Source organism: uncultured Campylobacter sp., from assembly GCF_938045405.1.
In the GTDB taxonomy this organism is placed as follows: domain Bacteria; phylum Campylobacterota; class Campylobacteria; order Campylobacterales; family Campylobacteraceae; genus Campylobacter_B.
In genome coordinates this window covers 1-12,675 of the sequence record NZ_CALIMW010000230.1, presented here as the reverse complement: position 1 = coordinate 12,675, position 12,675 = coordinate 1, and the positions used below count along the sequence as shown (strand labels likewise).

Annotated in this window: 15 protein-coding genes and 4 tRNA genes; 10 read left to right on the top strand and 9 right to left on the bottom strand. The window is 46.2% G+C overall.

Annotated elements, in window-relative coordinates; all coding sequences use genetic code 11:
• Window positions 1-211: 211 nt before the first annotated feature.
• From Q0140_RS09580 to ribA, 8 genes are all read right to left on the bottom strand, one after another.
• Complete coding sequence (locus tag Q0140_RS09580; protein ID WP_297964075.1) at window positions 212-874, bottom strand: hypothetical protein; 663 nt, start codon at window positions 872-874, stop codon at window positions 212-214.
• A 34-nt stretch (window positions 875-908) separates the two neighbouring features.
• Window positions 909-1,073 carry a hypothetical protein gene (locus Q0140_RS09575; RefSeq protein ID WP_297964073.1) on the bottom strand — a complete coding sequence of 55 codons (165 nt, stop codon included), beginning with the start codon at window positions 1,071-1,073 and terminating at the stop codon, window positions 909-911.
• A 268-nt stretch (window positions 1,074-1,341) separates the two neighbouring features.
• Window positions 1,342-1,764, bottom strand: coding sequence for a peptidoglycan-binding protein LysM (gene lysM / locus Q0140_RS09570; RefSeq protein ID WP_297881523.1), 423 nt, complete (start codon window positions 1,762-1,764; stop codon window positions 1,342-1,344).
• 191 nt (window positions 1,765-1,955) lie between these two features.
• Entirely contained in the window at window positions 1,956-3,158 is a 1,203-nt protein-coding gene (locus Q0140_RS09565) for a chloride channel protein (RefSeq protein WP_297964070.1), read from the bottom strand.
• Between the two features lie 569 nt (window positions 3,159-3,727).
• Window positions 3,728-4,270 (bottom strand): hypothetical protein, encoded by a 543-nt coding sequence (locus Q0140_RS09560; RefSeq protein ID WP_297964068.1) that lies wholly within the window; start codon window positions 4,268-4,270, stop codon window positions 3,728-3,730.
• Window positions 4,267-4,473, bottom strand: coding sequence for a hypothetical protein (locus Q0140_RS09555; protein ID WP_297964066.1), 207 nt, complete (start codon window positions 4,471-4,473; stop codon window positions 4,267-4,269). The genes Q0140_RS09560 and Q0140_RS09555 overlap by 4 nt, the downstream gene beginning before the upstream one ends.
• Complete coding sequence (gene rsmG, locus Q0140_RS09550) at window positions 4,473-5,051, bottom strand: 16S rRNA (guanine(527)-N(7))-methyltransferase RsmG (RefSeq protein WP_297964064.1); 579 nt, start codon at window positions 5,049-5,051, stop codon at window positions 4,473-4,475. Before rsmG ends, Q0140_RS09555 begins: the two co-directional genes overlap by 1 nt.
• Entirely contained in the window at window positions 5,048-5,608 is a 561-nt protein-coding gene (gene ribA / locus Q0140_RS09545) for a GTP cyclohydrolase II (RefSeq protein WP_297964062.1), read from the bottom strand. Before ribA ends, rsmG begins: the two co-directional genes overlap by 4 nt.
• Before the next feature lie 63 nt (window positions 5,609-5,671).
• Between ribA and hemB the strand changes: the two genes are divergently transcribed.
• From hemB to Q0140_RS09520, 5 genes are all read left to right on the top strand, one after another.
• Complete coding sequence (gene hemB, locus Q0140_RS09540) at window positions 5,672-6,649, top strand: porphobilinogen synthase (protein WP_297964059.1); 978 nt, start codon at window positions 5,672-5,674, stop codon at window positions 6,647-6,649.
• A gap of 157 nt (window positions 6,650-6,806) precedes the next feature.
• Complete coding sequence (gene argF / locus Q0140_RS09535) at window positions 6,807-7,730, top strand: ornithine carbamoyltransferase (protein ID WP_297964057.1); 924 nt, start codon at window positions 6,807-6,809, stop codon at window positions 7,728-7,730.
• Window positions 7,731-7,745: 15 nt separating this feature from the next.
• Window positions 7,746-8,228, top strand: coding sequence for a DUF2603 domain-containing protein (locus Q0140_RS09530; protein WP_297941372.1), 483 nt, complete (start codon window positions 7,746-7,748; stop codon window positions 8,226-8,228).
• Window positions 8,221-9,585, top strand: coding sequence for an oxygen-independent coproporphyrinogen III oxidase (gene hemN, locus Q0140_RS09525; RefSeq protein ID WP_297964055.1), 1,365 nt, complete (start codon window positions 8,221-8,223; stop codon window positions 9,583-9,585). The genes Q0140_RS09530 and hemN overlap by 8 nt, the downstream gene beginning before the upstream one ends.
• Window positions 9,586-9,596: 11 nt before the next feature.
• Window positions 9,597-10,901, top strand: coding sequence for a (Fe-S)-binding protein (locus tag Q0140_RS09520; protein WP_297964053.1), 1,305 nt, complete (start codon window positions 9,597-9,599; stop codon window positions 10,899-10,901).
• A gap of 625 nt (window positions 10,902-11,526) precedes the next feature.
• On the opposite strand, the gene Q0140_RS09515 is transcribed toward Q0140_RS09520, so the two are convergent.
• Window positions 11,527-11,730: a hypothetical protein gene (locus Q0140_RS09515; protein ID WP_297964051.1), complete on the bottom strand. Its 204-nt coding sequence runs from the start codon at window positions 11,728-11,730 to the stop codon at window positions 11,527-11,529.
• Window positions 11,731-11,856: 126 nt separating this feature from the next.
• On the opposite strand from Q0140_RS09515, the gene Q0140_RS09510 reads away from it, so the two are divergent.
• From Q0140_RS09510 to Q0140_RS09490, 5 genes are all read left to right on the top strand, one after another.
• Window positions 11,857-11,932: transfer RNA gene (locus Q0140_RS09510), tRNA-Thr, on the top strand.
• A gap of 36 nt (window positions 11,933-11,968) precedes the next feature.
• Window positions 11,969-12,053, top strand: a tRNA-Tyr gene (locus Q0140_RS09505).
• Between the two features lie 12 nt (window positions 12,054-12,065).
• Window positions 12,066-12,142 (top strand) — tRNA-Gly (locus tag Q0140_RS09500).
• Window positions 12,143-12,255: 113 nt separating this feature from the next.
• Window positions 12,256-12,330: transfer RNA gene (locus Q0140_RS09495), tRNA-Thr, on the top strand.
• Window positions 12,331-12,386: 56 nt separating this feature from the next.
• Window positions 12,387-12,675 (top strand): GTP-binding protein (locus tag Q0140_RS09490; protein ID WP_297964049.1); only part of this gene is annotated, 289 nt, incomplete at its 3' end.

Genomic DNA, 12,675 nt, shown 5'->3' with positions numbered 1-12,675 from the left:
GTATCGTTAAAATTTTAAAACTGAATGTGAGGATTTGGATTTAATAAAATTTGAGCGGTATTTTTGCTAAAAATTTTAACTCTTAAAAGATAATTCGGCGCGTCTAGGCTTATTAAATTTTGATTTCATACGAGGCTATTTTCTAAACGTTTATCGCTTAGCTGCTTATCAAATTCTTGCCTTGCGTCTAAACCTGCTCTTTACTCCTAGCCTATATAAAAATTTGCGGCTGGATTTTGTCTAAATTTTTACCCATTTTTAGCAGAAAATAGGTTTTCAGTTCCTTGTATTCTTTGTTCGTTAAAATCGAGGCGTCGATAATGAAATGCTTATCAAAAATGATCAAACTATCGCCGCTTAGCATATCCAGTCCAAGTCCTAGCCCGTTTATTATCCTAAAAATCAGCAATGGAAGCATGCCGAGCCCAAATGCTATCGGCACTATGAATGGGGCTATCGCATAGCCCTTAAAGTAAAAAACCGTAGACATCAAAACGAAGTAGATCATAACGACGCAAAATCCAAACTTTTTTGTAGCGATCGGTGATTGAAATTCGGAAGGTCCGAAGGTTCGTTTAATCTCCACTATATTTGATAGTTCTATCTTAAATAAGATCAAATTCTTCTTCGTAGAAAAATACTCTATGGCGGAATTTTTAAATTTAATATAGCAGCTTCCGAGCTCTTTTGGGCGCCTAGTTAGCTCTCCGGGATGCCTATATGGAGAGAGGTATGAAATGATATCTAAAAGAAATAGAAACGGCAGATATAGCTTTATCATCTCTATCGAGTTGTCTTTGATGATTATCGGATATTTGTCGTAATCCCTAGTTTCGGTCTTTTTTAGCGCAGCACTGGCTTTAAATTTATCCAAATTTAGCTCTTTATAAATAGAATTTCAAAGTATTTTATATGTTTTCAAATAGGATGACGGCGCGCAAGTGCGGCGGATAATCTACTATCCGCCGTCGTACGGCTTGCAAAACCGCGTCACAGCTTAAAATCAAAACCCGTCTCACAAAAACAAATCCGCGGCTCGTAAGTCCGCAGTCTGCAAAATCCATAACTTGCAAAATTATGCCGTGCCGTCGGTTCATGAAATCATAGTTTAAAAACTGCGCTGCACAGCCAGCTTAAAATCACGTCGTGCCGCTAGTTTACAAAACCGCGTCTTTTAAAGTGTAAAAAACCGCGGCGCCTCGCTAACTCGTAAAATTTAGCTCGCCAAAATCGCGCTGCACCGTGGGCTGATAAAATCACGGCTCGCGCGAACGCAGCACAATACGCGCAAAAGTAAAATCCGCGGCTTGCAAAATCAAGCCACAGCATGCAAAAGCGAACTTAAGCTTTTGGAATTCTAATCTTCTGTCCCGGATAGATGAGGTTTGCGTCCTTGATAACCTCGCGGTTGGCGTCGAAAATAATCTTGTATTTGTTCGCGTCGCCGTAGAATTTCTTCGCGATTTTAGATAGGTTATCGCCCTTTACGATGGTGTAGTAGTTCTCGGCGCTATCCTCTCTAATACCCTCGATCTGCACGTTTTTAATGCCTGCGGTGTTGCCTGCGATGAGGGCTGCTTTTTCGAGAGTTTCCTTATCGGCGTTACCGCTGATTTTGACGGTGTCGCCCTGCACCTCGACCTCTAGCCCCTCTACCGGCGTCGAGCTGAGATTGGTGGCGATCTCGTCTTTTACGGATTTGGCGTCATCGCCTAGACCTAGTAGCTTCTTGCCTGCTTCGGCTACGAATGAAAGTAAACCCATGTTTTCTCCTTTGGTTAAAGTGGCGAAATTTTATCTTAAATTTACCAACGATCAGCTTAGGCGCATATCCTTACGGCTCCGCCCTAGCCCAGTGATGCGGTTCGGTCTATGTGCGCGACGGCAGGTTCTTGGACCATCATCGCCGCGCCAATCTATTCATATTTGCAGCGTATGAATTATCAGCGCCGCGACTACGCTAAATTTTTCGTCAGTAAATTTCTAGCGATCACGGCGCATACGATGCTAAAAACGACGACCGAATATGAGTTTATATTTAGCCCGCAAAATCCTGCACTTAGGGCAAAGGCGCAAAGCGGCGCATTTAGGTTGATCGCTAAAAAGGCAGCCCCTCCGCAAACGCCCGCTGCGCTTAGGCTAATAGGTAGAATTTCGCCGATCGCAAATCCAACGCATAGCCCCAAAACTGCGCCCAGCGCGAAGCTTGGCGTTAGCGTACCGCCATATCCGCCGCAGCGAAAGATCATCAAAATGCAAAATGTCTTACAAAGCAAAATCGCAAGCAAATAGGGGCTGAAGGATGCGGAGTCGAAAGCAAACTGCGCTGCGGAGCGTCCGTTACCTAAAATTTCAGGCACGTATGCGCCGACCGCCGCGGTAAGCAAAAACGCAAGCGGCAGTGTAAGTGCGATTTTGAGGCTTTTTATGCGCCGCTTTTCGCACAAGCGCACTCCGTCTTGAAAGTATTTCGCCGCAAACCCCGTGACAAGTCCGATTAGTGCTGCTGCGAGTAAATTCTGCGGGGTAGGGGCGAAGTTCGAAACCGCGTAATAAATTTCTTTTGAAGCTCCAAATTCCGCTGTAGCTGTAGCCACCGCACTTGTGGCAAAAGCGCATAAAATTGCTCGAGTATCGAAGCTTTTAAGCAAAATTTCTAGGCTAAAAAGCGCGCCCGCTAGCGGGACGTTATATGCAGCGCCTAGTCCCGCTCCAGCGCCGCATGCGACAAATAGCCGAAGCTCATCTCCGTTAATATTTAGGGCGCGGCAAATTTTAGCCGCAAACAAGCCGCCTAGCTCGCGCGGAGCAGCCTCGCTGCCTACCGGTGCGCCCAAGGCGATGGCTACTAGCTGCAAAACCGAGTGGATTAAATTTTGCCAAAACGGCGGATTTCGCCCCTCCATCATTGAAGATACGTTTAAAAAAGGTTTTAGTCTTATTAGCAGAATTCTAATTAAAGTTACGATTGCGCCGGCTGCGAGGACGCTAAGAAAGCGCCTAAGCGCAGTGGTTTGCTCCGTGACAATGTGAAATTCCTCATCATTATGTCCGAAAGCAAAAGTTTCAATTTCGTTGATGCCGAAGTTTAAGAGCCCTGCGCAAAGCCCCATTATAACGCCTATCGCAAGGATCGCTAGAAAGAATTTAGTACTCAAAATATGCCTTTTTGAAACGCATAATTATATAAAATTTTAGCTTTAAAAAATCCTTATCATGCGTATAAAAGCAGCTAAAACGCGAGTAAAATTTAAAACAATGGCTAAGAATTTATATCATCTCTGCAGGTAAATTTTGCGCGAAATTCTATGAAGCTTAGGCAGGTTCGGAATTTTATTTACGTTAATTGCGCGAGTAAAATTTACGTAGATTTTATATCACGCGTAGAAAATTTAGTAAAATTTCGCATCGCGCTGGAGGGTAAAACTCTATTTGAAATTTCTTGCCACGAGGACAGGCGAAATTCTACGTAAAATTTAAATCTATCCGAGCGGATAAAATTTTAAATTGAGTAAGCGAGAGAATTTCGCAGAGGACGCGTGAAATTTCGCGCAAAATTCCAATTTGCGAAAGAGGGCAAAATTCCGCGTAGAATTCCGATCCGCGTAAGCGGGTGAAATTCGCGTTAAATTCTAAACCGCGAGGCTAAGCAAAATTATGCGCGGAATTTTAATTTGCATGAGTCATAGGAATTTTATACCCGCGAATAAATTCGCTTAGGATTTTGCTATTTTTTCCAGATATCGTCATTTTTACCAGCTGCGGGCGCGCTTAGCTTCTTATCTAGGGCCGAAATTTTATCCGCGAGCTTTTGTGCGCCGCCGAAAATTTCATCTTTTTTCGGAAGCCCGAAGTGAAATTTAAAGCCTACGCTATCTCCGATGCTTGCAAGTAGCGATTTGGGCGCGTTTGCGATCGCGTCTTTAAAGATCGCCGCGTCGATTCCGAGCTCGGCTAAGTTTTTTAACGCCCGCGTAGAGCTGATAAACATCGCGATCTTGGCGTCGAAAAGATAATCGTTTGCCAGCTTTTGTGCGGCCGCGGCTGATTTTTTATCCACGATGATAAAGCGCGCACCTGCGCCGTTTGCGAGTAAAATTTCATTTATATCGTTCGTAATAACGCTAAATTTTTTCTGCGCCTTTTGCGCGGCGGCGATGAGCCTGTCGTTAAATTTAAAGAGCAGATTGTCGTATTTGAAAACTTCGTCGCCGTTTTTGATGAGATACAGCGGCTCGTAGGGCACGAGCGCGTGGCCTAGGATGATCATTTGCCGCCCCTTAGTTTGGCTTCGCAGGATTTGCAAAGGCGCTTTTTATCGCGCAGAGCAAGCTCGTCGCTGCTAAAGTACGTCCCGCACTCGTCGCACGCCAAAAGCTCGGTCGCATCGTCCTTTTTCTTTACGCGAAATCTAGGCGCTATCAAAAAATATATGAGCGCCGCGATGACGGCTATGGCTAGAATTTTTCCCATTATTTCACCCCTTTGATCACTAAAAATTTTCTATTTTTCAAAGCATTTTCATCGCTAAAAATTTCGCAGCGCGCGCTTGCAAATTCCTTGCGGAATTCCGCCGCTTCCGCCTCTGCGCCCGAGCCTTTGTAGAGCAAAAACGTCGTGTTTTGATCGTAAAAGCCGCGGCAAATTTCAATTAAGCTTCGCGCGCTCATCAAAGCCCGAGAGCTTATCAGATCGGCGCGCACCTTTGCGCCGTCTTGCACGCGCTCGGCGTGGATTTTTACGTTAGCTAGAGCGAGGCTAACCTTCGCGTAGGTTAGAAACGCCGCTTTTTTAAGGTTTGGTTCAAACAGATGCCACTCGCACAGCGGCAGCGCAAGCGCTAAAAATATCCCCGGAAAGCCCGCTCCCGAGCCGATGTCGCACGCTATGCGCGGATAGCGCGGTATGAAATTCGCTCCGCTTAGGCTGTCGCGCACCACCGCGTCCAAATCGTCGTAATTCGTGAGGCTATGGACGCGGTTAAATTTCTGCAGACAGGCTTTAAATTTAGCGACCTGTTCGTTAAAGCTTTCTCCAGGCGCAAGCTTCACAGCAGATGCCCCATCTGCTCTTTTTTGACGCGCAGATAGTTTTCGTTAAATTTATTCGGCGTAATGATTATCGGCACGCGCGCGACCACTTCGACCTTTAGATCGTGCAGCTTTTGCGGGTTGTTCGTAAGCAGATTTATGCGCGAAATTCCAAAATGAGCGAGTATGAAATCCACGATCTCGTAGGTTCGCTCGTCCGCTTTGAAGCCGAGCTGATGGTTTGCTTCGATCGTATCGAGGCCCTGATCTTGCAGCGCGTAGGCGTTGATTTTATTAAAAAGCCCGATATTGCGCCCCTCTTGACGCAGATAGATCACCATGCCGCCGCGCTCTTCGATATATTTTAGGCTCGCTTCGAGCTGGTCGCGGCAGTCGCACTTTAGGCTACCGATCGCATCGCCGGTAAGGCACTCCGAGTGGATACGCACATTTACGACATCCGCGAAAGGCTGCTTAAATATCGCTAAATGCTCCTTGTTCCCTTGCTTAAACGACTGAACGCGGAAGCTTCCGAAGCGGGAGGGGAGATTTGCGACCTCTGAAATTTTTATATCCATGCTTAAATTTACTCCGATTGTGATATTATAAATCTTACAATTCTAGCTAAAAAAGGAAAAATAATGTTTAAACGATTTAGACGGCTACGAATAAACCCTGCGCTTAGGGATCTGGTGCGACAAACCGATCTGCAAACTCGCTCGCTGATCTATCCGCTTTTTGTCGTGGAAGGAAGCGGCATCAAAAAAGAGATCGCCTCGATGCCCGGCGTATTTCAGATGAGCTTAGATGAAATTTTAAAAGAGTGCAAGGCTCTTTTGACGCTCGGTTTGGATAAAATTTTACTTTTCGGAATTCCTTCGCTAAAGGACAGCATCGGCTCGGACGCGCTAAGCGAGGACGGCATCATCGCGACTTCGCTGCGCGCGATAAAGGCTAAATTTCCAAATTTATTAGTAATCACCGATCTGTGCTTTTGCGAATACACCGACCACGGGCACTGCGGCATCATCGATCATGTGCATCAGACGGTGGATAACGACGCGACGCTTGAAATTTCGGCGCAGCAGGCTTTAGTGCACGCTAAAGCGGGCGCAGATATGATCGCGCCCAGCGGCATGATGGACGGTATTATCGCTACCTTGCGAGAGGCGCTCGATCACGGCGGATTTGAAAATTTGCCGATTATGGCGTATTCGAGCAAGTTTGCCAGCGGCTACTACGGGCCGTTTCGCGACGTGGCAGAATCAGCGCCTAGTTTCGGCGATCGCAGCAGCTACCAGATGGATCCCGCAAATAGATTTGAGGCGATCAACGAAAGCCTGCAAGACGAGGCGCAGGGAGCGGATATCTTGATGATAAAGCCCGCGCTTGCGTATCTGGATCTAATCAGAGACCTTAGAGAGCGCACGCTGCTGCCGATCTGTGCGTATAACGTAAGCGGCGAATACTCGCTACTGCAGGCGGGTAAAAAAGCGGGCGTGATCGATTATGAGCGCGTGATGATGGAGACGATGATAGGCATAAGGCGCGCCGGCGCGGATATGATCATCACCTATCACGCTAAAGAGATCGCGGAAATTTTAAATTCGCGCAGGTAAAATTTTAAAAATTTTGGAATTTTAAAATTTCGCAGCAGCAGCGAGACTTGGTTTTTGAAATTTACTTCGCGGCACGTAGCGCAAATTTAAAATTTTAAAGCCGAATAAAACGTTACGTAAGCGAAAACAGTGTAAAATTTAACCAAAAAGGAGCGATATGAGGCACTTTCTTACGTTAAACGATTTTAGCAAAGACGAGATAATCGAAATTTTAAATTTAGCCTTTGAGATAAAGAAAGAAGCTAAAGCGCGAAATTTCAAGCCATATTTAAAAGATCAAAAATTAGCGATGATATTTGAAAAAAGTTCGACCAGGACGCGCGTTAGCTTCGACGTAGGGATGAACGAGCTTGGCGGACACGCGTTGTTTTTGAGCAGTCGCGACATACAGCTCGGGCGAGGCGAGCCGGTCAAAGATACTGCGCGCGTGATTTCGCGAATGTGCGATCTAATCATGGCGCGCGTAAATCGCCACGAGACGTTAATAGAGCTTGCGGAATTTAGCCGCGTGCCGGTGATAAACGGGCTAAGCGATAAATTTCATCCCGTGCAGCTAATGGCGGATTTAATGACGATCGTGGAGCGCGGTATTGAAACTCCAAAGATAAAAGCCGCGTACGTGGGCGACGGCAACAATATGACGCATTCGTGGCTCATGCTTGCCAGCAAGCTTGGCTTTGAGCTGCGAATAGCGACGCCCGTGGGCTACGAGGCCGATCCGCAGATACTGGCGCAGGCACGGCAAAATGCCGAAATTTCGGGCGCTAAAATTTTAATAACGAACGATATAAGGGAAGCCGTAGCGGGCGCAAACGTCGTGACGACCGATACTTGGGTTTCGATGGGGCAAGAAGCCGAAAAAGAGCAAAGAATTCGCGATTTCGCGGGCTTTTGCGTGGATGAAAGCTTAATGGTTCTAGCAGGTAGCGGTGCGATCTTTTTGCACTGCTTGCCGGCGTACCGCGGATACGAGGTGAGCGAGGCCGTGTTTGAAGCGCACGCGGATGAAATTTTTGCAGAGGCGGAAAATCGCCTGCACGCGCAAAAGGGCGTCATGGTCTGGCTGGATCAAAAAAGATAAATTTTAGGAGAACGCATGGAAGAAAAAGATAAAGCGCTAAAAAAGATCGACAAAGCGAGCGAATTTTTTGGGCTGGATAGCTCGAAAAGGACGGTTTTTGAAATTTCGCAGGGCGAGGACAACGAGAAAAAACTCACTCTAAAAAGCGGCTCGTGGAGCGACGAGGAGCCGTGGTTCGGCATCGACGAAAATAACGAAGTGCACACGATGATCTCGATAAAATCGCTTGCAAATCTCATCGCCGCGACCAAAAACGCGATGCAGGAAAATTTTAATCTCAAGCTTGAGCGCTCGATTTTGCAGCATACGCCGGTGGATTTCGGCGACGCGTGGATCGTGTGCATGGACGAGATCAGAAGGCTTACGGGCGCAAATCCGAATGCGAAAAGATTAAGCTTAGACGTCGATGCCGTCGTTTCGCGCGTAAAAAGCCTGCATCCGAACCTTTTCATCGACATCGAAGAGCTTATCAAAACCAAGGCGGGCGGCCGTGAATAGCATAGACTTCGACGCTTACGCGAAATTTTCGCGCCCGGGGCCTCGCTACACGAGCTATCCGACCGCTTTGGAATTTAGCGAAAATTTCAGCTACGACGGGTATTTGAACGAGCTGAAAAATCAAAAAAGCTCTACGCCGCTGTCGCTTTACTTTCACATGCCGTTTTGCCGCTCCGCCTGTTATTTTTGCGGCTGCAACGTAATCTACACCGGCAAGCGCGACAAGATGGATCGATATCTGGACTATATCGAGCGCGAAATGCAAATTTTAAGCAGCGTCGTGGACGGCTCCAGGCAGGTCGTGCAGATGCACTTCGGCGGCGGCACGCCTACGTATTTTAGCGCCGAACAGCTCGCGCGCCACATAAAAAATATCAAAAAGTATTTTAAAAACTTCAGCCCCGAAGCCGAGATCAGCTGCGAGATCGATCCGCGGTTTTTAAACGCCGAGCAGCTTGACGTGCTCGTCTCAAACGGCTTTAATCGCATCAGCTACGGCGTGCAGGACTTCGACGAGCGCGTGCAAAAGGAGATCCACCGCATCCAGCCTTTCGAACTTACTAGGGACGTCATAGCCATGGCGCGCGAGAGGGGGATAAAATCGATAAATATGGATCTGATCTATGGGCTTCCGTATCAGAGCCTAGCTAGCTTTAAGCGCACGCTGGAGCTTGCGCTTTCGCTTGATCCGGACCGCTTCGCGATCTTTAACTACGCGCATGTGCCGTGGATAAAAAAATCTATGCGTAAATTTGACGAGACGACACTGCCAGAACCAAAGGTGAAGCTTGAAATTTTAAAATTTACCCACGATTTTTTGAGCGCGAACGGATATGAGATGATCGGCATGGATCACTACTCAAAGCCCGCCGATGAGCTTCATGCCGCGCTTAAAAACGGCTCGCTGCACCGTAATTTTCAGGGCTATACGACCAAGGGCGGCGCAGATCTGATCGGCATCGGGCTAACCAGCATCGGCGAGGGCGCGCGCCACTACGCGCAAAATTTCAAAGATATGGACGCTTACGAGGCCGCGATAGATGCGGGCAGGCTGCCGTATTGCAGGGGCATTTTGCTAAATGAAGAGGATCTGCTGCGCAAAGAGGTGATTATGGGGCTGATGAGTAATTTTTGCGTCGATATAGAGGCGATCGAGGAGAAATTTAAGATAAAATTTTTCGAGCATTTCGGCGCGAGCCTAAAGCAGCTTGAGGCGCTAAAGGATTTCGTACAAGTCTCGCCGCATAGAATTTCAGTAACGCCTACCGGCACGCTTTTGATCCGTAATATCGCGATGTGCTTTGATGAGTATATGGATAAAAATTTGGGCGAAAAGCGCTTTTCTAAAACCGTCTAAGCGGCGCGGCTATGAGTAAGGCAAAGCTTGGAGCGTTCGATTTTGCGGCACTTAGCGAGCGTTGCGTAAAATGTGGTAAATGTATCCAAGTCTGCACGATTCATGGTATTAACGGCGATGAAGTAACGAGCCCGCGCGGATTTGTGGATCTTTTGGGCGCTTACGGCAGGAATGAGCTAAAGCTTGATAAAAACGCTAAGAAAATTTTTGAAAGCTGCTTTTTATGCACCAACTGCGTAGATATTTGCGGCGAGTCTTTGCCCATAGATACGGCAATCGAGAATGTTCGCGCGCGCATTGCGGAAAAATTTGGCATCGCGTGGTACAAAAAAGCTGCGTTTTGGCTGCTCGGGCACCGCAAAGCGCTGGATCTAGCAGCAGCGCTTGGATACGTGTTTCTTAGCTGTGGCTTTAAGATGCGAAAAGATACGCAAAGCTCTATGTCGCCTAGATTTGGCTTACCACTACTTAAAAAAGAGCGCCTGCTGCCTGCTCCTGCGAAAAAAAGCTTTATGAACTCTCACGCAGAATTTATCGACAACGGCGGCGAAAAAACTATCGGAATTTTTATAGGCTGCATGGCAAACTACGCTTACACGGGCGTAGGCGAGGCGGTTTTACATATCGCGCGAGCGCTAAAGCTAAACGTAAATTTAATGAAGGAACAAGCCTGTTGCGGCGCTCCTGCGTATTTTACGGGAGATTTTGCAGCGGTTGAACGCGTGGCAAAATTTAATATAGCATATTTCGAAAAAGCTCTGCCTGCTCTTGATGCGATTATAGTGCCCGAGGCTACGTGCTCTGCAATGCTGCGGGTGGATTACGCGCATTTTTTTGAAAACGAGCCGCAATGGAAAGCCCGTGCGCAAAAGCTTGCGAGTAAAATTTTTATGGCGAGCGAATACTTTTATAAATTTACAAACTTAAGTGATCTTTTGATGCGCCGCGGCAAAAGGGCTTTAGCGATTACTTATCACGATCCGTGCCATGCCCGCAAAATGCAGGGTATTTGGAAAGAACCGCGCGGCTTGCTCGCTCAAAACTACGAAATAACCGAGATGGATGAGCCTAATAAATGCTGCGGATTTGGCGGTGTGACGATGCAGACCGAGCGTTACGAGCTCGCGCGTGAAGCAGGATTAGCTAAGGCGCGCGCAATGGCGGATCTACCCGTGCGCGTAGTCTCTGCTGAGTGCAGTGCGTGCAGGATGCAGCTAAATAATTCGCTTTTTTTAAGCAGCTCGCAGATGAGGTGCATAAATCCGCTAGAGCTTATCGCTGAAGCGCTTATGGGCGAGGAAAATTCCAATGGATAAATTTTGCGTTTTAGAAGCTCCTGCATTTCGCCGGCTTTTTACTCAATTCACATCCTGGGACAAAATTCCGTGCTTTTGAAATTTTGGTTTTTAAAAATTATGATTAAATTTTATCGTTAGCTTGCAGAGGTTATGGTCTACACTTTTAAGCTTTCGGATATATTAAGCCTGGGGCAGCGCTCGGTGCGATCTCATAGGTTTTGCTCTGCGGTGGGGTTGATTAATATGATTTTAAATACTAAAATTTTGTAGTTTAGAATTTTAGCTGAGGGATTTGCGCAAAATTTTAAGGAGTTGAATTGTAAGATGGATTTTGGCAGAATTTTAATTTTATGCGACGTTATTTGAAATTCTATGGAATTTGCGGCTAATGGCTGGAATTTTGATTTATTAATTCGCGTAGATTTGCTTAGCGTTGCAGGATTAAAGCGCGAATTTTAAATTTCGTAAAATTTCAAATTAGTTACGCATGGGCTTCTTGCACTTTGTGGTTTTGACGTTGGGGCAAAATTTCTTTCAAAAATGCCAAAGTATGCATAAAATATATTCACAATTTTTAGCACGAGATATTTGGCAAAAAGGCGAAGCTAGCGAAATTGGAGCTTTAAATTTAATTTTATTATTGCTATTTTGCGTCATCTTCAGAGTCTAGCTTTGCTTCTTCGATTAAGAGCCTGTTGGCTTCGGTAGCTTTTTTTATCTCGCTTAAGTTTTCTTCTATCTTATTTAAGCGCTTTTCAAGGGTATTTAGACGCTTTTCGGAGCGGGAGATAAAATAATAAATCAAATAAATCATAAAAACTATTATGATCCAAGGTACGATTTTCATATAAAATTCCTTAAAATTTAAAATTGCGCGCATTATAGCAGAAATTTTATAAAATTTTAAAATAGGCTGTTTTAGCCTTGACAATTGGGGATTTTTCGGTTATAATTGCCACTTCAATTTCAAAATGCTGGTGTAGCTCAGCTGGTAGAGCTACTGCCTTGTAAGCAGTGGGTCGGCGGTTCGATCCCGTCCACCAGCTCCATTTTTTGTAACAGTGTTTGACCAGATTTCATCAAAGGGTGAGATACTCAAGTGGCCAACGAGGGCAGACTGTAAATCTGCTGGCTTTGCCTTCCGTGGTTCGAATCCACGTCTCACCACCATGAATTTTTGATGCGGGATTAGCTCAGTTGGCTAGAGCATCAGCCTTCCAAGCTGAGGGTCGCGGGTTCGAGCCCCGTTTCCCGCTCCACCATTTAGGTTTACTGGGAGCTGTAAAACTTAACTGCTTTTATATGCTTACATAATCTAAATTTTGGTCGCATTGTTGGGTATTGGTAGCGATTTCTCTTTGCCTGAGTTTAGGCTCATATGGCTCAGAGGTAGAGCACTTCCTTGGTAAGGAAGAGGTCGCGGGTTCAAGTCCCGCTATGAGCTCCATAAAATAGAGTCGCTTAGTTTGTTGTGTAATCCACAAATCAATAACGGAGGATATGATGGCTAAAGAAAAATTTAATCGTAACAAGCCACACGTAAACATTGGTACCATCGGTCACGTTGACCATGGTAAGACTACTTTGACAGCTGCTATTTCTGCTGTTCTTTCCAGGAAGGGTCTAGCTGAGCTAAAGGACTACGACAATATCGATAACGCTCCCGAGGAAAAAGAGCGCGGTATTACTATCGCTACGTCTCACATCGAATATGAGACCGAGAAACGTCACTATGCTCACGTTGACTGCCCAGGCCACGCTGACTATGTAAAAAATATGATTACTGGTGCGG